Raw genomic sequence first — 20486 nt, 5'->3', positions numbered from 1 at the left:
TTCGGGGGCTGCCGGTGTCGGCGGTAGCCGTTAACCTCACTCAGGGAGATGGTGCGGTGACGGAATGGGAGGGTCGATGATCCCCGAGGAGGACCGCCCTGCGGCGTGGTTGAACGGCTACGGAAGCATCGACGCCGACATCCGCCAGCTGCGGGAGTTCGCCGACCGGCTCGCGGCCGAGGTGGAACGCCACTACGCGCCCCACCTGTCGTACATCGCCGAGGACGTCACGGCTCCCCTACCCAACCCGTGTGACGCCTTCATCGAGCTCGTCCACTTCCTGCAGGCGCACCACGAGACGCAGCAGGCGAGCGTCGACATGGTGTGGGGTGTCTGCGGGGCCACCGGTCGCCTGGCGGCAGCGGCGGGCACCGTCGCCGACCGGTACGCCGGCAGCGACGCCTTCTCCGCCGCCCGGATCGTCGACGTCGAGCAGGCCCTCGCGAGTCCCGGCACGGCCACGCCCGCCGGTCCACCGTCCGTGGTGCTGCGGGATCCCACCGGTCCCGACGCCGGGCCGGTGGTGCTGCCGTGATCGAGCGGGGCAGCGGCCGCACGTCCGGCCTCACCGACTGGCACCGGATGGACGTGAACAGCATGTGGGCCTGCCTCCAGGACCACGACACCACGAACCACTGGAAGCAGGTCGCCGGCTGGCGGAAGATCTGCGACCTGGCACAGACCCACCTGAGCCGCCTCCGGGAGTACCGGCGCGGCCTCGCCGAAGCGTGGCCCCCGGCCACCAACGCCGCCGCCCGCGCGTACCTCGCCGAACTCGACGAGCTGATCGACAAGGTGCGCCGCACCCACGACGCCGCCGCCGCGAACTACACCGCGCTCGCCGCCGCCACCCAGGCCATCAGCGGCACCCGGGCCCGTCTCAAGACGATCCACGAGGAGTACGCGGCCAAGCTCCAGCAGAAGCAGGCGTACGAGGCGACCGCGGCCGACCCGAAGGCCGCCATGGGCAGCCGCGTACCCGACCGTCCGGTGACGGACGCCGACCTGGAGCAGCTGAACGTCCAGGCGCGCGGCATCATGTACGGCCTCAGCAGCGAACTCCAGCAAGCCCAAGTAACACTCCGCCAGCCCCCGCCACCGCCCAAAACGACCCGACAGCCAACGGATCCTGATGTGTATGCGTCTGACGCGCCTCCCATAGTCCCAGGGATCATCCCGGTACCGCTGCCCAACGACGCGCCTCCGCCTGGGAGGCTTTCCGGTCCTGGCAAAGAGTTCGCAGCTGCACCGGCCTCATTTACAAGCGGGCCGGTTCTAGGGGGCGTCGCGACCAGCGGGCCAGCGCTGTCGGCGGGATCTGGACTTGCTAGTCCCACGCCCGTCGCACCGCAGGCGCCCGTGACCGCTTCTGCTGCGGGCACCCCAACTTCAGGCGCACTCCCATCTAACTCGGCAGTGTGGTCATCCCTGCCGAGGACGACACCTGAGTCGAATAGAAGACCAGCCGGGCTATCTCGGGGAGGACCAGCCACACCTAGCGTGGGCCCCTCAGCACAACCGCGCGCAACACCGCATGGTGAAGTCATCGGGACCACCCCCGGAACGACTACGAGCGATCCAGCGAATAGGGCCAGCCAACCACGTCACGTAAACCCGATCGGCGGTGTAATCGGCGGGGGCGGAGCCGGCACAGCGCCGGCCGGCGCCGCCGGATCACGCCCGGGTGGCGGCAGGGTGAACTCCGGGGTACCGCCAGTCGGTGGTTCGCCGCAGATGTTGCCTAATCGGCCGAACGGCCAGGACTCGGATGGACGGCATCGCCGATGGGATCCGGATCAGCCTTGGGAGACAGACCGAGGCGTACCGCCAGTTGTCCTCCCTCCAGACCAGGAAGGACCCATAGACCCCGGCCCAGCCATCGGCTTGACGCGTTGAGAGCAATCCTTTCCGCAGCGTTCGCGGTTGTAATATCGCTCACCGCACCCACGCCTTTGGCTTCAGCCTCGAGCAACCCGTCCTCGGAATCAGATTTGACCGACGACGCAGTCCGGGTCAGGCGGGACCAGTGGCACTTGCACTATCTTCGCATTAATGAAGCCCACTCCATTAGCGAAGGCGACGGGGTTATCGTCGCCGTGCCCGATACAGGGGTCGACTTGCATCCCGATCTGCGAAATAACGTTCTACCCGGTGCCGATATGGTCGAAGGTGGCAGTGGGGATGGGCGTCGAGATCGAGACAGCCACGGCACCTCAATGGCTGGCCTCATAGCCGCTCACGGTCGGACCAACGGCCGCGGCGCTTTGGGCGTGGCGCCACGTGCCAAAATCCTTCCGATATTCGATAGCCCCCACAATGGGACTGGGAGTCCGGATGCTTTGGCTTCAAGCATTGACTTCGCGATCTCCCACGGAGCCGACGTAATTAGTATCTCTGCGGTCGCAGGCGCCAGTCCGCGTCTACAGCGAGCGTTGTCCCATGCACGCGATGCGGACGTTGTCGTTGTGGCAGCTGCCGGTAACAGACCCGAAGACACTTCCGTCCGATATCCCGCGGCTGAGGAGGGCGTAATCGCCGTAGGCGGAATCGATCGCCAAGGACGACGCGCATCCGTATCGGTCACGGGACCTCTCCTCGATGTGGCTGCGCCCGCAGTGGACATCTACAGCACCAGTCACGACGGGAAGTACTCCAAGGGAACAGGGACGTCCAGCGCCACGGCGATTGTCGCTGGGGCGGTTGCGTTGATCCGCTCGAAGTACCCGCACCTGCCGGCACGGGAAGTCGTGCACCGGTTGACCGCCACGGCTGTCGACAAGGGACCGCCCGGTCGTGACGACGAGTACGGCTACGGCGTCATCGACATTGTTGCGGCGCTGACTGCGGACGTACCGCCGCTGGGCTTCGAATCGGCGACGGCGAGTGCGCCGGCCGGTGACGGTCCGAGCGCTCCGGCGGCGGCACCCGGCGATGAGGCGGCCAGCGATCGGGCTGCCACGGTTCGGGGACTAGTGACGCTCGGCGTGATCGTGGCAGCGGGCGTGACCTGGACCATCGTCGTGCGGCGGCGGCGCCGCGACGCCCCGCCGCCTCGCATCAGCCGCTGACGCCTGCCACGTGCCACAACTTCATGGAAAGTGTCCCCTCGTGCCCCGTCGGAGGCACCAATATCCATGAAGTTGCGCGCTCCAACGCGGGCGCTCTAACGCGCGCACTCCAACCGCGCGCTCCAACCGTGCGCTCCAACCCTGCGCGCCCCACCCCGCCGCGCCCGACCGCGCCCACAGGCACCGGCACCGCCCTGCGAGCATCCGCGACCGGTGACCACGTGTCCTCGGGGACGGCGGCCAACCGGTAACGTCGGCGGGGTGCGTGATCAGACGACGCTCCGCCTCGTGCTCGCCTCGGCGAGCCCCGCCCGCCGCAAGATCCTGCAGGCCGCCGGCATCGAGCCGGACGTGCTGGTCAGCGGCGTCGACGAGTCGCTGGTGGTGACCGAGCGGGCCGACGAGCTCTGCCTCGAGCTGGCCCGGCTGAAGGCGCAGGCGGTGCTCACCCGGCTGCGGCCCGCCGGCGACGAACGGACGTTGGTGATCGGCTGCGACTCCGTACTCGAGTTCGAGGGCGAGACCTACGGCAAGCCGGCCGACCCCGCGGACGCCACCCGGCGCTGGCAGCGGATGCGCGGCCGCAGCGGCGTGCTCCACAGCGGGCACTGCCTCATCGACGCGACGGCCGGGCGGCGGGCCGAGGCCGTCGCCTCCACCGTCGTCCACTTCGCCGACGTCACCGACCAGGAGATCGACACGTACGTCGCCACCGGGGAGCCGCTCGCGGTGGCGGGCACCTTCACGATAGACGGGCTGGGCGGCCCGTTCGTGGAGCGGATCGAGGGCGACCCGAGCACGGTCATCGGGCTCTCGCTGCCGCTGCTGCGCCGGCTCCTCGCCGAGCTGGACCTGTCGATCACCGACCTGTGGACGAAGGTCGCGCCCGGCGGCCAGTCGATCGAGCCGCTCGGTTAGCGTCCATCCATGACGACCAAGTCGATCCCGCTCACCGACGAGCTGCACGCGTACCTCGTGGCGCACGGCTCGCCACCCGACGAGATCATCCGTGACCTCGCGGAGGAGACCCGGGCCGTCCTGCCGGACCGGGCGAGCATGCAGATCGCACCGGAGCAGGCGGCGTTCCTCACGTTCCTCACCCGGCTGCTCGGCGTACGGCAGGCGGTGGAGGTGGGCACGTTCACCGGCCTCTCCTCCCTGGCTATCGCCCGGGGCCTGGCCGACGGTGGCCGTCTCACCTGCTTCGACATCTCCGAGGAGTACACCGGGATCGCCCGCCGCTACTGGGAACGGGCCGGGGTGGACGACCGGATCGAGCTGCGCATCGGTCCCGCCGGTGAGACGCTGCGCGAGCTGCCGCACGAGCGGTACCTGGACTTCGCGTTCATCGACGCCGACAAGACCGGCTACCCGATCTACTGGGCGGAGCTGGTGCCGCGGATGCGACCGGGCGGGGTGATCGCCGTCGACAACGTGTTGCGCGGCGGCCGTGTCATCGCCCCGCAGAGCGCCGACGACCGCGCCATCGCCGCGTTCAACGACGAGGTACTCGCCGACGTCCGGGTCGACGCCGTCATGCTGCCCATCGCGGACGGGCTGACGCTCGCCCGCGTCCACTGACACAGCTCACAGCACTGCCCGCGCCCACACCGGCGACCTCGTCCGCAGGGACGGTCGGGGTGTCGGACCTCGTCCGACACCCCGACGTCGACGAACTCGCGCGGCTCACCCCGCGCGGCCCCGGCAACGGCGCGCGGCCAGGCGCCACGCACGCCACCGGCGCCGCCGCACGCACCGGCCAGGCCGCCACACCACGCTGGCGCACGGACCGGCCAAGCCACGACACCACGGACCGGCCGAGCGGCGGCACGACGCGACCTGGCCGCGCCGCCGCACCCACCGGCCGAGCGGCGGCACGACGCGACCTGGCCGCGCCCGCCCGGACCGGCCGGGTCGCGTCAGCGCACGCTACGGGCGAACTGGCGGGCCGCCCAGTAGACGCCCAGTGCGGCGAGCACGGCGATGATGGTCAGCCCCTGCCACACCTTGTCGTTGCCGAGGTCGCCGGCGAAGAGTGCCCGGGTGCCGTCGACCGCCCAGGAGAACGGGTTCCAGTCGGCGATGCCCTGCAACCAGCCGGGCGCGAAGCTGAGCGGCAGCAGGATGCCGGAGAGCAGGAGCACCGGCTGGGCCACGGTGTTCATGAGCGGGGCGAGGGCGTCCTCGCTCTTGACCTTCAGCGCGACGCCGTAGGAGACGGCCGAGGTCATGAGCGCGATGAGGGCCAGCATGAGGTACGCCAGCAGCAGGTCGCCGAGGACCACCCGCAGGTCGAACAGCAGGGCGAGCAGCGTGATGATGACCGCCTGCACGATCAGCGAGACGACGTCGCGCAGGGAACGGCCGAGCAGCAGGGCGAGCCGGCTGACCGGCGTCACCCGGGACCGCTCGATGACCCCGGCGCGCAGCTCGGCGATGAGGCCGAAGCCCTGGAACAGGCCGCCGAAGATGGCCAGCAGCACGAGCAGGCCGGGCACGAAGATCTTGTAGGCCTCGGCCTGGGTCGGCGCGTTGAGCGCCGGCTTGAGCAGCGGGGCGAAGAGCAGCAGGTACATCACCGGCTGGAAGACGCCGACGAAGACCCACACGGGGTTGCGGGTGAGCAGTTGGAACTGGCGCTGGAAGATGAGCCAGGTGTCGCGGGCGAGCTTCATGGTCGGTCTCCGGGTGGTCAGGACTCGCGCAGCGAGCGGCCGGTCTTGGTGAGGAAGACGTCGTCCAGGCTGGGCCGGTGCAGCTCGATCGAGTGCAGCGCGAGGCCCGCCTGGTCCAGCCGCCGGAGGATCTGCGGGATCGCCGTGGCGCCCTCCTCGACGTACAGCCGCAGGCCGCCGTCGTCGACGGTCTCCAGCTTCCGGACGTACGCCTCGCCGTCGAGCGCCTGGGCGGCCTGGGGGGTGGTCGTGATGTCGAGGCCGACCTGCACGACGTCCCCGGAGATCTCCCGCTTGAGGTCGGCCGGGGTGCCCTCGGCGACCACCTCGCCGTGATCCATGATCGCGATCCGGTCGCAGAGCGCGTCCGCCTCGTCGAGGTAGTGCGTCGTGATGAAGACGGTCATGCCGTCGGTGCGCAGCCGGCGGATCTCGTCCCACATGTGCGCGCGGCTCTGCGGGTCGAGGCCGGTGGTCGGCTCGTCGAGGAAGACGATCTTCGGCTCGTGGATGATGCCGAGGGCGATCTCGACGCGCCGCCGCTGGCCGCCGGAGTAGGTCTTGCACTTGCGGTCGGCGAACTCGGCGAGCTGGAAGGCCTCCAGCGCGCGGCTGGCACGCTGGCGCGCCTCGGCCTTGCCGATGCCGTAGAGCCGGGCCTGGAGCACCAGCTCCTCGCGGGCGGTGGACTCGTCCCAGGTGCTGCCGCCCTGGGCGACGTAGCCGATGCGGCGGCGCACCTCGCCCGGCGCCTTGCGAAGGTCGGCGCCCGCGATGGTCGCCTCGCCGCCGTCGGGCTCGATGAGGGTGGCCAGCATCCGCAGGGTGGTGGTCTTGCCGGCGCCGTTCGGGCCGAGGAAGCCGAAGATCTCTCCCTCGGCGACCGAGAGGTCGACACCCCGCACCGCTTCGACGGTCTTCGTCTCCCGCCCCGCACGGGAGCGGAAGGACTTGCGTAACCCTCTGGTCTGGATCATGCGTGCTCCTGGTCGTCCGGGCCGGCGCGGCCGGCCACGGGTCCGCTGGAAGCCCGCCGCACGGCGCGCTCCCCCGTTCGTTGCGGGAAGCAGGCTAACGCGATATAGCTTTTTTGGTCAACGTTGATTATTCCGCTTGGGACGGATGCTCCGGCAGCCGCTGCTCCCACCCGGACCAACCCTCCGCCCGTTCGAGTCCAGCAGGCAGGTACGACACACCGGATTCGATCCGTTCGGCCACGCGCTCGCACCAGGCGATCTCCGCGTCCGCCCGGGCCGTCCAGAGCTCGAACATCCATCCGACGTGGACCGGCTTGGTCTCACGCATCCAGTCCGACTCCAGCGACGTACGCATCCAGGCGACACCGGCCCGGAGCAGGTTCGCCCGGTTCCGCAGCGCGGCCGCGGCCTCCTCCCGCGGCATCGCCGGCAGGAACGAGAAGGCCGCCGCGAACGGGTCCGGTGGCTCGTGCAACTGCCACCAGAGTCCCCTCAGCATCGACTCGAACTCCGCCTGCCCCTTCTCGGTGATCTCGTAGGTCGTACGGGCCGGACGTCCACCCACCTGCTCGGTGGCCACCGCCCGGAGAAGGCCCTCCTCGGTGAGCTTCCGCAGGGCGTGGTAGATCGAGCCGGGCTGCACGTTGGCCCACTTGTCGGCGCTCCAGCTGAGCAGCTCGCGGCGCACGTCGTAGCCGTGCACCGGCTGCATCCACCGGACCAGGCCGAGAATCATCATGCGAGTGGCAGACACCTCGCAAGCGTAATAAGCAAGTTTGACTAAGACGCGAGGTGACCGTGTGCCATCCCACACTGAGCGATCGTTAGGGCCGATCGGGCGGCCATTAAACTCCCGGGCAACGACCTCCCGGGAGGAGCCCCCACGGTGCGCAAGGTACTCATCGCCAACCGCGGCGAGATCGCCGTACGCGTCATCCGCGCCTGCCGCGACGCCGGCCTGGAGAGCGTCGCGGTGTACGCCGACTCCGACCGGAACGCGCTGCACGTCACGCTCGCCGACGAGGCGTACGCCCTGGGGGGCGACACGGCGGCGGACAGCTACCTGCGGATCGACAAGCTCGTCGACGTGGCCGCGAAGTCCGGCGCGGACGCCGTCCACCCCGGGTACGGCTTCCTCTCCGAGAACGCGGACTTCGCCCAGGCCGTCATCGACGCCGGGCTGACCTGGATCGGCCCGACGCCCCAGGCGATCCGCGACCTCGGTGACAAGGTGACGGCCCGGCACATCGCCCAGCGCGCCGGCGCTCCCCTGGTGCCCGGCACCCCCGACCCGGTCGGCAGCGCCGACGAGGTGATCGCGTTCGCCGTCGACCACGGCCTCCCGGTCGCCATCAAGGCCGCCTTCGGCGGCGGCGGGCGCGGGCTCAAGGTGGCCCGGACCATGGAGGAGATCCCGCAGCTGTTCGAGTCGGCCACGCGCGAGGCGATCGCCGCGTTCGGCCGGGGCGAGTGCTTCGTCGAGCGTTACCTGGACAAGCCCCGCCACGTCGAGGCGCAGGTGCTGGCCGACCAGCACGGGAACGTGATCGTGGTGGGCACCCGGGACTGCTCGTTGCAGCGGCGGCACCAGAAGCTGGTCGAGGAGGCGCCCGCGCCGTTCCTCACCGACGCGCAGCGGACCCAGATCCACGAGAGCGCCAAGGCGATCTGCCGGGAGGCCGGCTACCACGGCGCCGGCACGGTCGAGTACCTGGTGGGCGCCGACGGCACCATCTCCTTCCTGGAGGTCAACACCCGGCTCCAGGTCGAGCACCCGGTGACCGAGGAGACCTCCGGGATCGACCTGGTACGCGAGCAGTTCCGCATCGCCGACGGGGAGAAGCTGCGGTTCACCGAGGACCCGACGCCGCGGGGGCACTCCATCGAGTTCCGCATCAACGGCGAGGACCCGGGCCGCAACTTCCTGCCGGCCCCCGGCACGATCACCGAGCTGCGGCTGCCGAGCGGCCCCGGCGTCCGCGTGGACGGCGGCTTCTCGGCCGGCGACGTCATCGGCGGGAACTTCGACTCGCTGCTGGCCAAGGTGATCATCACCGGCGAGACCCGGACCGAGGCGCTGGAGCGGGCCCGCCGCGCCCTCGACGAGATGGTGGTCGAGGGAATGGCGACCGCCCTGCCGTTCCACCGGCTGGTGGTCCGCGACCCGGCCTTCACGGCCGAGCCGTTCACCGTGCACACGCGGTGGATCGAGACCGAGTTCGACAACACCGTTCCGCCGTTCACCCCCACCGCCGTCCCGGCCGCCGAGCCGGCCGAGCGCGAGACCGTCGTGGTCGAGGTGGGTGGCAAGCGGCTGGAGGTCACCCTCCCCGCCGGCCTCGGCGCCGGTACGGTCGCCGCGGCCCCCGCCGCGCGCAAGCCCGCCCGCCGGGGCGGCGGCGCCAAGGCCGGCGCCACGGTCAGCGGTGACACGCTCACCTCGCCCATGCAGGGCACGATCGTCAAGATCGCCGTGGCGGACGGGGACACCGTCGCCGAGGGTGACCTCGTCGTGGTGCTCGAGGCGATGAAGATGGAGCAGCCGCTGCACGCGCACAAGGCCGGCACGGTGAGCGGGCTGACCGCCGAGGTGGGTGCCGTGATCACCGCCGGCGCGCCGATCTGCACGATCTCCTGACGGCGGTCAGCGGAGGGCGCCGGCGGCCACCTCGCGTACGGCGGCGGTGAGGGCGTTCAGCGCCGCCGACTCCAGCCGCCAGTGCTGCCAGTGGAGCGGGACGTCCGCCTGCCGGCCGGGGGCGATGTCGACGCAGCGCCCGGAGGCCAGGTCGTCCTCGGCGATCTGCTCGGGCACCAGCCCCCAGCCGAGGCCCAGCCGGATGACCTCGCTGAACGCCGGCACCGACGGCACGTAGTGCACGGGCGGGTCGAGCGTCCGCCCGGTCACCGTACGGATGAAGCGGTGCTGCAACCGGTCCTTGCGGTCGAAGACCACGACGGGCGCGCCGGCCAGTGCCGCGGGGGTGAGCCCGTCGGCGAAGTGGGCCGCCGCGAACTCGGGCGTGGCCAGGGCCCGGTAGCGCATGGCGCCGAGCCGGCGTACCCGGCAGCCCTGGACCGCCTCCCGCTGCGCGGTCACGGCCGCCGTCACGACACCGTCCCGCAGCAGCTCGGCGGTGTGGTCCTGGTCGTCCTGGCGGATGTCGAAGGACAGCTCGAACCCCCGCGGCAGCCGGGCGAGCGCCGCCGGGAACCAGGTGGCGAGCGAGTCGGCGTTCACGACGACGGCGAGCCGGGTCCGCGCTCCGCCGCCGGTGAGGGGGCCGCGCGCGTCGGCCAGGGCCTCCCGTTCCAGGAGTACGAGTTGCCCGGCGAGACGCAGCAGCGGGGCGCCCGCCGCCGTGGCCGCGCAGGGGCGGGCCCGCCGGACGAGCACCTGACCGACGGTCTCCTCCAGGGCCTTGACCCGCTGGCTCACGGCGGACGGGGTGATGTGCAGCAGCCGGGCCGCGGCCTCGAAACTGCCCTCGGAGACCACCGCGGCGAGCGTACGCAGCTGGGTCGAGTCGAGGCCGTCCATCAGTTCAGCTTAATCGACCTCAAAATCTTTAGTTCGACTGAAGGTCGGTCGTCTCCTACCGTCGGTGCGTGCTCAGTTCCGCCGTCGCCGGCTTCTCGGTCTCCATCGCCCTGATCGTCGCCATCGGGGCACAGAACGCCTTCGTCCTGCGCCAGGGGCTGCGCCGCGAGCACGTCGTACCCGTCGTCCTCACGTGCGCCGCCTCGGACGCGCTGCTCATCGGCGCGGGCATCGCGGGCGTCGGCACGCTGGTGACCGGTCGACCCGTGCTGCTCACCGCGATCCGCTGGGGCGGCGCCGCGTTCCTGCTCTGCTACGCGGTCCTCGCCGCCCGCCGCGCCCTGCGTCCCGGTGCGCTGCTGCCGACCGAACGACCGCCGGCGACCCTGGGCGCGACCCTGGCGGCCTGCCTCGCCTTCACCTACCTGAACCCGCACGTCTACCTGGACACCGTGCTGCTCCTCGGCGGGATCGCGCAGCAGCATCCGCACCGCTGGGTGTTCGGCGTGGGCGCGGCCCTGGCCAGCGCCGTCTGGTTCACCGCGCTCGGCGTCGGCGCGCACCGGCTCGCGCCGCTGCTGGCGCGTACGACCGCCTGGCGGCTGCTCGACGGCGTGATCGCCCTGCTGATGGCCGTGCTCGCGGTGGCGCTGCTGGCCGGCTGAGCAGCCGGCGCCGGTCACGCGGGCAGCACCGCCCGCCGGAGGTGTTTTCCGCTACCAGCGGCGGCACGATGGGCGCACGGCGGGAATGATGTGCGGGTGCGGTTCCTACACGGCGCGGTTCCCGCGCACGACCTGACCTACAACGACGTCTTCATGGCGCCGTCCCGTTCCGACCTGGGCTCGCGGCTCGACGTCGACCTCGCCACCAGCGACGGCACGGGCACCACCATCCCGCTCGTGGTGTCGAACATGACGGCCGTGTCCGGCCGGCGGATGGCGGAGACGGTGGCCCGGCGCGGCGCCATCGCGGTCATCCCGCAGGACATCCCGATCGACGTGGTGGCGAACGTGGTGGCCTGGGTCAAGCAGCGGCACCTGGTGTACGACACGCCGATCACGCTCGGTCCCACGGACACCGTCGGGGACGCCATCCACCTGCTGCCGAAGCGCGCGCACGGCGCGGTCATCGTGGTGGACGACGCCGGCCGGCCCCTCGGCGTGGTCACCGAGGCGGACACCGTGGGAGTGGACCGCTTCGCCCAGCTGCGGCACGTGATGTCGACCGAGCTGCACACGGTGCCCGCGGACGCGGACCCGCGTACCGGGTTCGACCGGCTCTCCGCCGGCCGCCGCCGGCTCGCCCCGGTGGTCGACCCGGACGGGCGGCTGGTCGGCGTGCTCACGCGGCAGGGCGCGCTGCGGGCCACCCTCTACCGGCCGGCGCTCGACGACCGGGGACGCCTGCGGATCGCCGCGGCGATCGGCATCAACGGGGACGTCACCGGCAAGGCCGCCGCGCTGCTGGAGGCGGGCGTGGACACCCTCGTGGTGGACACGGCGCACGGCCACCAGGAGCGGATGATCTCGGCGCTGCGGGCCGTCCGCACGCTCGACCCGGGCGTCCCGGTGGCGGCCGGCAACGTGGTCACGGCCGAGGGCGTACGCGACCTCATCGAGGCCGGCGCCGACATCATCAAGGTCGGCGTCGGACCGGGCGCCATGTGCACGACCCGGATGATGACCGGCGTCGGGCGACCCCAGTTCTCGGCCGTGCTCGACTGCGCGGCCGCCGCCCGGGCGCTCGGCCGGCACGTCTGGGCCGACGGCGGCGTGCGGCACCCGCGGGACGTCGCGCTCGCGCTCGCCGCCGGCGCCTCGAACGTGATGATCGGCTCCTGGTTCGCCGGCACCTACGAGTCCCCCGGCGACCTCTACACCGACCCGGACGGGCGTCGGTACAAGGAGAGCTTCGGCATGGCGTCGGCCCGGGCGGTCAGCGCGCGCACGGCCGACGACAGCCCGTACGATCGGGCCCGCAAGGCGGTCTTCGAGGAGGGCATCTCGACGGCCCGGATGTACCTCGACCCGAACCGGCCGGGGGTCGAGGATCTGATCGACGAGATCATCGCGGGCGTGCGCAGCGCCTTCACGTACGCGGGCGCGCGCAACCTCACGGAGTTCCACGAGCGGGCCGTGGTCGGCGTGCAGAGCGCGGCCGGCTACACCGAGGGGATGCCGCTGCCGACCAGCTGGTGAGGCGCGACGCACGGCGGCCGCCGGTCCGGCGCGCAGCCGGCCGGCGGCCGCCTGCGCGGAGGCGCTCGGCGCCCCGGCGCGGAACCGGCCGGCCGCCCCGGCGGGCAGGCGCCCGCTACTCGAACAGCCGGCGGATCACGACCCGGGCGGCCTCCCGCGGGTCGCCGCCCAGGCGGTCCGGCAGCGCCCCGGCCAGCCAGAGCGTGGCGAAGCCGTGCACGATCGACCAGGCGGCGAGGGAGTCCCGCCCGGGATCGCCCGGTCCACCGTCGCGCGCCGACAGGCCGGCCACCCGCTCGCGGAGGACGTCGCCGGCCCGGGTGCTGGCCGCGCGTACCTCCGGGTCGTCGGCCCGGTAGAGGTCGGGGCGGAACATCACCTCGAAGTGCGCGCGGTGCCGGACCGCGAAGTCGACGTACGCGACGCCGGCCTCGAGGAGGTCGTCCCCGGCACGGCGCAGCCGGTCGGCGAGCAGGTCGAAGCCCTGGACGGCGAGCGCGGTGAGCAGGCCGGCCTTGTCGCGGAAGTGGTGCGCGGGCGCGGCGTGCGAGACGCCGGCCCGCCGGGCCAGGTCGCGCAGGCTGAGCGCGGCGGGGCCGGACTCGCCGATCACCTCCACCGCCGCGTCGAGCAGTGCGCGGCGCAGGTCGCCGTGATGGTAACCACGCGTCGGAGTCATGCGGCGAGCATATCTTGCCATTGACAAGATGCCGCTCCGGCACGCAATCTTGTCACCGACAAGTTTTACCCCCGCGAGGAGGACTCCGTGGCACCCCTGATCGCACTCGTCGCCGGCACCGTGCTGGCCCGGATCGCCGGCCTCGTCGGGGTCGACCCCCTGGACGCCTGGCCGCCCGCCCTCCGGGTCGGCCTGGCCCTGATGTTCGTGCTCACCGGATTCGCGCACTTCGCCGAGCCGCGCAGGTCCGGCCTGATCGCCATGGTGCCGCCCCGGCTGCCCCGCCCGGGCCTGCTCGTCACCGTGACCGGCGTCCTGGAACTGGCGGGCGCGGCGGCGCTGCTCGTCCCGGCCACGGCCCGGTGGGCGGCCGCCGCGCTCGGGCTGCTGATGATCGCCATGTTCCCGGCGAACGTCTCGGCGGCCCGCCGCCGGCTCACCCTCGCCGGCCAGCCGGTCACGCCGCTGGTCCCGCGTACGGCACTGCAGGTCCTGTTCGTGACGGCGGCCGCCGTTATTTCGTTTGGCCCCTGACGATCAGGGAGCTAATCTACCTCCCGTGGATCTCGTAACCCTCCGCGACGTGCCGATGGGCCGGCTCGTCGCGCTCGCCGGTCACGTGGTCAGCCAGCGCTGGAACCGCTTCCTCGCGGAGAGGTTCAACCTCACCCAGGCCGGCATGGTCACGCTCATGACGCTCGCCCACCAGGGCCCGCTCCCGCACCGCGAGGTGGCCCAGCGGTGCTTCGTGCGGCCCGCCACGCTGACCGGGATCGTCGACACCCTGGAACGTGACGGGCTCGTCGAGCGGCAGCGCGACGACAACGACCGGCGCAGCGTGCGCCTCGCCGTCACCCCCGCCGGGCGGGAACGGGTGGCGGCGCTCACCGCCCTCATCCGCTCCGGGAGGCCCCTCACCTCCGTGGACGCCGACCCCGCGAAGGCGGCCGTGATCCGCGAGTTCCTGCTGGAGGTCATCGGTAGTGGAGAGGACCCGCGTATGACCGAACCCACCGACGAGCCGGGAGGTCCGCGGTGCTGATCCGACTGCTCCGCGACCACCTGCGCCCGTACCCGAAGCCGCTCGCCGCGGTGGTGCTGCTCCAGTTCGTCGGCACCATGGCGTCGCTCTACCTGCCGAGCCTGAACGCCGACATCATCGACCGGGGCGTGGCCGTGGGCGACACCGGCTACATCGTGCGGACCGGCGGCTGGATGCTGCTGGTCAGCCTCGTCCAGATCGTCTGTTCGATCGCCGCCGTCTACCTCGGCGCCCGCACCGCCATGGGCTTCGGCCGGGACGTCCGGGCCGCGATCTTCCGCCACGTGAACCGCTTCTCCGCCCGCGAGGTCGCCCACTTCGGCGCGCCCTCCCTCATCACCCGTTCCACCAACGACGTCCAGCAGGTGCAGATGCTCGTGCTGCTGAGCTGCACGATGCTGGTGGCCGCACCGATCATGAGCGTCGGCGGCGTCGTGATGGCCCTGCGGGAGGACCTGGGGCTCTCCTGGCTGATGCTCGTCTGCGTACCGGTGCTCGCCGTCACGCTCGCGCTCGTCATCCGGCGCATGGTGCCCGGGTTCCGGCTCATGCAGACCCGGATCGACGCGGTGAACCGGGTGCTGCGGGAGCAGATCACCGGCATCCGGGTGGTCCGGGCGTTCGTCCGGGAGCCGTACGAGACGCGGCGCTTCGGGACGGCCAACGCCGAACTGACCGACACCGCCCTGCGGGTCGGCCGGCTCATGGCGTTGATCTTCCCGGTGGTGATGCTGGTGCTCAACGTCTCCAGCGTCGCCGTGCTCTGGTTCGGCGCCCAGCGCGTCGACTCCGGGGCCATCCAGGTCGGCGCGCTGACCGCGTTCCTCCAGTACCTTATGCAGATCCTGATGGCCGTCATGATGGCCACCTTCATGCTCATGATGGTGCCCCGGGCCGCCGTCTGCGCCGAGCGCATCGTCGACGTGCTGGACACCGACACGTCCGTGGTGCCGCCCACGACACCGGTCGCCGAGGTGCCGACCCGGGCCGAGTTGGAGCTGCGCGACGTGCGCTTCCAGTACCCGGGCGCGGCCGAGCCGGTGCTGCGGGACATCTCCTTCCGGGTGACGCCGGGCACCACCACGGCGATCATCGGCAGCACCGGGGCGGGCAAGACCACCCTGCTGTCGCTCATCCCGCGCCTGGTCGACGTCACCGCCGGCGCCGTCCTGGTCGACGGAATCGACGTACGCGACCTGAAGCCGGAGGACCTGTGGCGCCGCATCGGGCTGGTGCCGCAGCGGCCGTACCTGTTCACCGGCACGGTGGCGAGCAACCTGCGCTACGGCAACCCGGACGCGACCGACGACGAGCTCTGGGCCGCGCTGGAGATCGCCCAGGCCGCCGACTTCGTGGCCGGCATGCCGGGCGGGCTGGAGGCCCCGATCGCGCAGGGCGGCACCAACGTGTCCGGCGGCCAGCGCCAGCGACTCGCCATCGCCCGGGCCCTGGTCCGGAAACCGGAGATCTACCTGTTCGACGACTCGTTCTCCGCGCTCGACCTGGGCACCGACGCGCGGTTGCGGGCGGCCCTGCGGCCGGTCACCGCGGACGCCGCCGTGGTGATCGTGGCCCAGCGGGTCTCCACGATCGTCGACGCCGACCAGATCATCGTGCTCGAGGACGGGGGAGTCGTCGGGATGGGACGACACGAGGAACTGTTGGACAGCTGCCCGACGTACGCCGAGATCGTCGCCTCGCAGCAGACGGCGGAGGTGCCGGCATGAGCGAGCGCAGCGCGGCCGTACCCGCGCAGAAGCCGGCCGGCGACGGGCGGACGCCGCGGCGGCTGCCCGGCGGTCACCGTGGCGGCGGTCCGTTCGGCGCCGGCATGCCCGCGGAGCGGTCGATGAACTTCGGGCCGTCGGCGCGGCGGCTGCTCGGGCGGCTGCGGCCGCACCGGCTCCAGCTCAGCGCGATCATCGCGCTCGCCGTGCTGAGCGTGGGTCTCAGCGTCATCGGGCCGAAGGTGCTCGGCCACGCCACCGACCTCATCTTCACGGGGGTGATCGGTCGCCAGCTTCCGGCGGGCTCCACCACCGAGCAGGCCGTCGCGGCGGCCCGCGCCAGCGGCAACGATGCCTTCGCCGACATGCTGGCGCGGATGGACCCGGTGCCCGGCGCCGGCATCGACTTCGACGCGCTGGGGCGGGTGCTGCTGCTGGCGCTGGCCCTCTACCTGGCCGCGAGCCTGCTCATGTGGTGGCAGGGCTGGCTGCTCAACGGCGTGGTGCAGCGGACCGTACGCAAGCTGCGCGCCGACGTGGAGGACAAGCTCAACCGGCTGCCGCTGCCCTACTTCGACAAGCAGCCGCGGGGCGAGCTGCTGAGCCGGGTCACCAACGACATCGACAACATCTCGCAGAGCCTCCAGCAGACGCTCAGCCAGCTCCTCACGTCGCTGCTCACCGTGGTCGGCGTGCTCGGCATGATGTTCTGGATCTCGCCGTTGCTGGCGCTGGTGGCGCTGGTCGCCGTGCCGCTGTCGGTGCTCGTGACGCAGCGCATCGCCAAACGGTCGCAGAAGCAGTTCATCGCCCAGTGGACGCACACCGGGGAGTTGAACGGCCAGATCGAGGAGGCGTTCACCGGCCACGAGCTGGTGAAGGTCTTCGGACGGCAGCGCGAGGTCGAGGCCGCGTTCACCGAGAAGAACGAGCAGCTGTTCAAGGCCAGCTTCGGCGCGCAGTTCATCTCCGGGATCATCATGCCGTCGATGATGTTCATCGGGAACCTGAGCTACGTGGCCATCGCCGTGGTCGGCGGGCTGCGGGTCGCGTCCGGCGCCATGAGCCTCGGCGACGTGCAGGCGTTCATCCAGTACTCGCGGCAGTTCACGCAGCCGCTGACCCAGGTGGCGTCGATGGCCAACCTGCTCCAGTCGGGCGTGGCCTCGGCGGAACGGGTCTTCGCCGTCCTCGACGCCGAGGAGCAGAGCCCCGACCCGGCCGAACCCGCCCGTGTGACGCAGCCGCGCGGCCGGGTCGAGTTCTCGCACGTGTCGTTCCGCTACGAGCCGGACAAGCCGCTGATCGAGGACCTGTCGCTGGTCGCCGAGCCGGGCCACACCGTGGCGATCGTCGGTCCGACCGGCGCCGGCAAGACCACGCTGGTCAACCTGATCATGCGCTTCTACGAGCTGGACGCCGGCCGCATCACCCTCGACGGCGTGGACATCACCACGATGCGCCGCGACGACCTGCGCGGCCGGATCGGGATGGTGCTGCAGGACACGTGGCTGTTCGGCGGCACGATCCGGGACAACATCGCCTACGGCCGCCCGGACGCCACGGAGGAGGAGATCATCGCCGCCGCGCGGGCGACGTTCGTGGACCGCTTCGTCCGCAGCCTGCCGGACGGCTACGACACGGTCATCGACGAGGAGGGGAACAACGTCAGCGCGGGCGAGAAGCAGCTCATCACGATCGCCCGGGCGTTCCTCGCCGAGCCGTCGCTGCTCATCCTCGACGAGGCGACCAGCTCGGTCGACACCCGCACCGAGGTGCTGCTGCAACGGGCCATGGCCGCGTTGCGCTCGGACCGGACGAGCTTCGTGATCGCGCACCGGCTCTCCACCATCCGGGACGCCGACCTGATCCTGATGATGGAGAACGGCCGGATCGTCGAGCAGGGCACACACGAGCAGCTGCTGGCGGCCCGGGGCGCGTACCACCGGCTCTACCAGTCGCAGTTCACGCAGGCGCTCACCGAGGAGGACGAGCCCGGTGACGCCCCCCGCCGGCCGGTGCCGGCACAGGGGGCGCTCCCGGTGTGAGCGGGTCAGTGGGGCAGCAGGTCGGCGGAGCGGGCGGCCACCACGCCGGTGACCAGCTCCAGCGCGGCGGCGACGGGCATCGGGTCGAGCTCGCGCCCGTCGCGCAGCCGCAGGGCGACCCGCCCGCCGGCCGCCTCCCGGGCGCCGACGACCGCGACGTACGGCACGCGCCGGCGGGCCGCGTCCCGGACCCGGGACCCCAACGATCCGTCCGCGTCAACCTCGACCCGCAGCCCGGCCGCCTCGCCCCGACGGGCGAGGTCGGCCGCGGCGGCGGCCTGCCCGGGCCCGACCGGCAGCACCGCGAGCTGGACCGGCGCGTACCAGGCGGGAAAGGCGCCCTCGTGCACCTCGATGAGGTACGCGAAGAGCCGCTCCATGCTGCCGACCAGGCTCCGGTGCACCATGACGGGCCGCCGCCGCGAGCCGTCCCGGTCGGTGTACGACAGGTCGAACCGCTCCGGCTTGTCGAAGTCGAGCTGCACGGTCGCGAGGGTCGACTCCCGGCCGGCGGCGTCCACGATCTGGATGTCGATCTTCGGCCCGTAGAAGGCGGCGTCGCCGGGCGCCTCCGCGTACGCCATCCCGGCGAGGGCGTCGCGCAGCAGTTCCTCGGCCCGGGCCCACTGGGCGTCGTCCCCCACGTACCGCTGTCCCGGCCCGCGCAGCGACAGCCGGAAGCCGGCCGGGCGGACGCCGAGCGCGGCGTGCGCCTCGCGGATCAGCCGGAGGATCTCCCCGACCTCCTCCCCCACCTGCTCCAGGGCGCAGAAGTTGTGCGCGTCGTTCAGCGAGATGGCGCGCACCCGGGAGAGCCCGCCGAGCACGCCGGACCGCTCGGCGCGGTACATCCCGCCCAGCTCGGCGATGCGCAACGGCAGCTCCCGGTAGGAGCGGCCGCGGGCGGCGAACACCAGCGCGTGGTGCGGGCAGAGCGCCGGCCGGAGCACGAACTCGTCGTCGGCCGAGAGCCGCATCGGCGGGAACATGTCCTCGGCGAAGTAGCCGAGGTGGCCGGAGCGTTCGAACAACTCGCGCTTGCCCAGCGGCGGCGAGTAGACGTGTTGGTAGCCGGCACGGCGCTCCAGCTCCCGGACGTACTCCTCGACGGCGTGCCGGGCGGCGGCACCGGCCGGCAGCCAGATCGGCAGCCCGGCGCCCGCGAGGGGGTCGGAGACGAACAGCTCCAGCTCCCGGCCGAGCCTACGGTGGTCGATCATGTCGCTCTCCCTGGTCGGGTACGACCCGGAGGCGACCTGGTCACCGAACGCCGCGCGGCCCTCGGGGGCGGATCGCCCCGGGGCCGCGTGGACGGAAACGTCAGTGCGGGACGCCGGGGTCTCCCGGCGTCGTCGTCAGGCCCGCACTGTGCATGCGGTGACGGTACGCGGAGGCCGCAGGCGGAGCACCCGCATTTGTGGCGGGGCCCGATCCGGCGGCGGCCGGGCGGCCACCGGCCCCGGACGAAGGCCCGGCTCAGGACGAAGGCCCGGCTCAGGACGGAGGCCCGGCCCCGGATGGAGGCCCGGCTCAGGACGAAGGCCCGGCCCCGGATGGAGGCGCGGCCCGGGACGGAGGCGGGCCGCCGGCACGGGACCTGCCGGCGGCCCGCAGCGGCCCGCCCATCGGAAACGGGGGACCCGACGGAAGGCGGGCCACGCCCGCACAACGGTACGCGCACGCGCGCCGATCCGCCGACCGTCACCGGGGGCGGCAGAGGCTCGTTGAACAGGGGTGGCCCTGCCGTGTCCATGGTCACCACCGGCCGGGGCTGTCCGAGGTGACGTCCGACACGCCGTCAGGCTCAGTGCATCCGATCGGCCCCATCCGAGGTGGCAGGCGTGCCCGAACTACTCACTGACGTCGCGTCGCCGACATGGGCGTACCTCGCGTTGCTCGGACTGCTGCTGGTGGACGCGTTCGTTCCCGTGATCCCCACCCAGGCCATCATGATCACCGGTGGGGCGCTCACCGTCTACGGCGGCCTCGACCTGTCCCTCACGATCGCCGTCGGCACGGCCGGCGTGCTGGCCGGAGACCTCGCCTGCTACCTCATCGGGCGGCTCGCGCCGGAGCGTCGGCTCCCACGGCACGGCGAGCCGAGCCGGGCCCGGCGGGTCGCCGACCGGGTCACGCAGGGCCTCCGGCGCCCGGGGCCGCTCGTGATCCTGCTCTGCCGGTTCGTACCCGGCGGCCGGATGGCGGCCTGCTTCTCGGCCGGCCGCAGCCACTACCCGTACCGCCACTTCCTGTTGTACGAGACGGCCGCCGCGCTGGGCTGGGCCACGTACGGGGCGCTGGTCGGGCACCTGGGCGGGAGCGCCCTGGCCTCGTCGACCTGGCGCCTCGCCGTGATCGCCGCCGTGGCGGCGACCGGTTTCGCCGCGGCCGGTTGGGTGATGACGGTCGTCACCGCCCGCCGGGCCCGCGCCGACTGAACGCGGCCACGCCGCCAGCCGCCGTCCCGCCCACCGGCGACCGGTCCACGTAGGGGTGGTCCCGGGGAACGATTTCGGTGACGCGCCCCG

At 72.2% G+C, this 20486-nt stretch carries 19 protein-coding genes; 12 read left to right on the top strand and 7 right to left on the bottom strand.

From position 1 onward, the window contains the following. Positions 1-76: 76 nt before the first annotated feature. The gene (locus D7I43_RS07340; RefSeq protein ID WP_120327631.1) at positions 77-535 is read left to right on the top strand and encodes a hypothetical protein; all 459 of its coding nucleotides are present in this window, start codon (positions 77-79) and stop codon (positions 533-535) included. 292 nt (positions 536-827) lie between these two features. Here the strand turns inward: D7I43_RS07340 and D7I43_RS34250 are convergent, their stop codons facing one another. After that, entirely contained in the window at positions 828-965 is a 138-nt protein-coding gene (locus D7I43_RS34250; protein ID WP_158610082.1) for a hypothetical protein, read from the bottom strand. Positions 966-1901: 936 nt separating this feature from the next. On the opposite strand from D7I43_RS34250, the gene mycP reads away from it, so the two are divergent. The 3 genes from mycP to D7I43_RS07320 all read left to right on the top strand — a co-directional run bounded on the left by mycP (position 1902) and on the right by D7I43_RS07320 (position 4649). Then, on the top strand, positions 1902-3068 hold the full coding sequence (mycP, locus tag D7I43_RS07330) for a type VII secretion-associated serine protease mycosin (protein WP_420870188.1): 1167 nt from the start codon (positions 1902-1904) through the stop codon (positions 3066-3068). A gap of 261 nt (positions 3069-3329) precedes the next feature. Next, on the top strand, positions 3330-3986 hold the full coding sequence (locus tag D7I43_RS07325) for a Maf family protein (protein WP_120327628.1): 657 nt from the start codon (positions 3330-3332) through the stop codon (positions 3984-3986). Between the two features lie 9 nt (positions 3987-3995). Further along, entirely contained in the window at positions 3996-4649 is a 654-nt protein-coding gene (locus D7I43_RS07320; protein WP_120327627.1) for an O-methyltransferase, read from the top strand. Between the two features lie 338 nt (positions 4650-4987). Here D7I43_RS07320 and D7I43_RS07315 read toward each other — a convergent pair whose 3' ends face one another. The 3 genes from D7I43_RS07315 to D7I43_RS07305 all read right to left on the bottom strand — a co-directional run bounded on the left by D7I43_RS07315 (position 4988) and on the right by D7I43_RS07305 (position 7459). Continuing rightward, positions 4988-5743: an ABC transporter permease gene (locus D7I43_RS07315; RefSeq protein WP_120327626.1), complete on the bottom strand. Its 756-nt coding sequence runs from the start codon at positions 5741-5743 to the stop codon at positions 4988-4990. Positions 5744-5760: 17 nt separating this feature from the next. Continuing rightward, positions 5761-6720: an ATP-binding cassette domain-containing protein gene (locus D7I43_RS07310; protein WP_120327625.1), complete on the bottom strand. Its 960-nt coding sequence runs from the start codon at positions 6718-6720 to the stop codon at positions 5761-5763. Positions 6721-6847: 127 nt separating this feature from the next. Further along, a complete protein-coding gene (locus D7I43_RS07305; RefSeq protein ID WP_120327624.1) occupies positions 6848-7459 on the bottom strand; it encodes a PadR family transcriptional regulator in 612 nt (203 codons plus the stop codon). A 147-nt stretch (positions 7460-7606) separates the two neighbouring features. On the opposite strand from D7I43_RS07305, the gene D7I43_RS07300 reads away from it, so the two are divergent. Further along, positions 7607-9358, top strand: coding sequence for an acetyl/propionyl/methylcrotonyl-CoA carboxylase subunit alpha (locus D7I43_RS07300; RefSeq protein ID WP_120327623.1), 1752 nt, complete (start codon positions 7607-7609; stop codon positions 9356-9358). A gap of 6 nt (positions 9359-9364) precedes the next feature. On the opposite strand, the gene D7I43_RS07295 is transcribed toward D7I43_RS07300, so the two are convergent. Next, complete coding sequence (locus D7I43_RS07295) at positions 9365-10261, bottom strand: LysR family transcriptional regulator ArgP (RefSeq protein WP_120327622.1); 897 nt, start codon at positions 10259-10261, stop codon at positions 9365-9367. Between the two features lie 68 nt (positions 10262-10329). On the opposite strand from D7I43_RS07295, the gene D7I43_RS07290 reads away from it, so the two are divergent. Both D7I43_RS07290 and D7I43_RS07285 read left to right on the top strand, forming a co-directional pair. Next, a complete protein-coding gene (locus D7I43_RS07290) occupies positions 10330-10926 on the top strand; it encodes a LysE/ArgO family amino acid transporter (protein ID WP_120327621.1) in 597 nt (198 codons plus the stop codon). A 96-nt stretch (positions 10927-11022) separates the two neighbouring features. Then, positions 11023-12462, top strand: a complete 1440-nt coding sequence (locus D7I43_RS07285; RefSeq protein WP_120327620.1) for a GuaB1 family IMP dehydrogenase-related protein — start codon at positions 11023-11025, stop codon at positions 12460-12462. A 115-nt stretch (positions 12463-12577) separates the two neighbouring features. Here the strand turns inward: D7I43_RS07285 and D7I43_RS07280 are convergent, their stop codons facing one another. Beyond that, a complete protein-coding gene (locus D7I43_RS07280) occupies positions 12578-13141 on the bottom strand; it encodes a TetR/AcrR family transcriptional regulator (RefSeq protein ID WP_120327619.1) in 564 nt (187 codons plus the stop codon). Between the two features lie 87 nt (positions 13142-13228). On the opposite strand from D7I43_RS07280, the gene D7I43_RS07275 reads away from it, so the two are divergent. From D7I43_RS07275 to D7I43_RS07260, 4 genes are read left to right on the top strand one after another with little or no spacing between them, the layout of a single operon-like run. Continuing rightward, positions 13229-13675: a DoxX family protein gene (locus tag D7I43_RS07275; protein WP_120327618.1), complete on the top strand. Its 447-nt coding sequence runs from the start codon at positions 13229-13231 to the stop codon at positions 13673-13675. Between the two features lie 25 nt (positions 13676-13700). Beyond that, positions 13701-14183: a MarR family winged helix-turn-helix transcriptional regulator gene (locus D7I43_RS07270; RefSeq protein ID WP_240032834.1), complete on the top strand. Its 483-nt coding sequence runs from the start codon at positions 13701-13703 to the stop codon at positions 14181-14183. Further along, complete coding sequence (locus D7I43_RS07265) at positions 14177-15910, top strand: ABC transporter ATP-binding protein (RefSeq protein WP_120327616.1); 1734 nt, start codon at positions 14177-14179, stop codon at positions 15908-15910. Before D7I43_RS07270 ends, D7I43_RS07265 begins: the two co-directional genes overlap by 7 nt. Next, positions 15907-17958 carry an ABC transporter ATP-binding protein gene (locus tag D7I43_RS07260; RefSeq protein WP_120327615.1) on the top strand — a complete coding sequence of 684 codons (2052 nt, stop codon included), beginning with the start codon at positions 15907-15909 and terminating at the stop codon, positions 17956-17958. Before D7I43_RS07265 ends, D7I43_RS07260 begins: the two co-directional genes overlap by 4 nt. 5 nt (positions 17959-17963) lie before the next feature. On the opposite strand, the gene thrS is transcribed toward D7I43_RS07260, so the two are convergent. Next, positions 17964-19178, bottom strand: coding sequence for a threonine--tRNA ligase (gene thrS, locus D7I43_RS07255; RefSeq protein WP_120327614.1), 1215 nt, complete (start codon positions 19176-19178; stop codon positions 17964-17966). A gap of 621 nt (positions 19179-19799) precedes the next feature. Between thrS and D7I43_RS07250 the strand changes: the two genes are divergently transcribed. Further along, positions 19800-20396: a DedA family protein gene (locus D7I43_RS07250; protein WP_120327613.1), complete on the top strand. Its 597-nt coding sequence runs from the start codon at positions 19800-19802 to the stop codon at positions 20394-20396. The last annotated feature ends 90 nt before the right edge of the window (positions 20397-20486 follow it).

Source organism: Micromonospora globbae (assembly GCF_003610785.1).
Classification (GTDB): domain Bacteria; phylum Actinomycetota; class Actinomycetes; order Mycobacteriales; family Micromonosporaceae; genus Micromonospora; species Micromonospora globbae.
The sequence above is the reverse complement of the archived record's forward strand: the minus strand, read 5'-3'. Positions and strand labels throughout refer to the sequence as shown.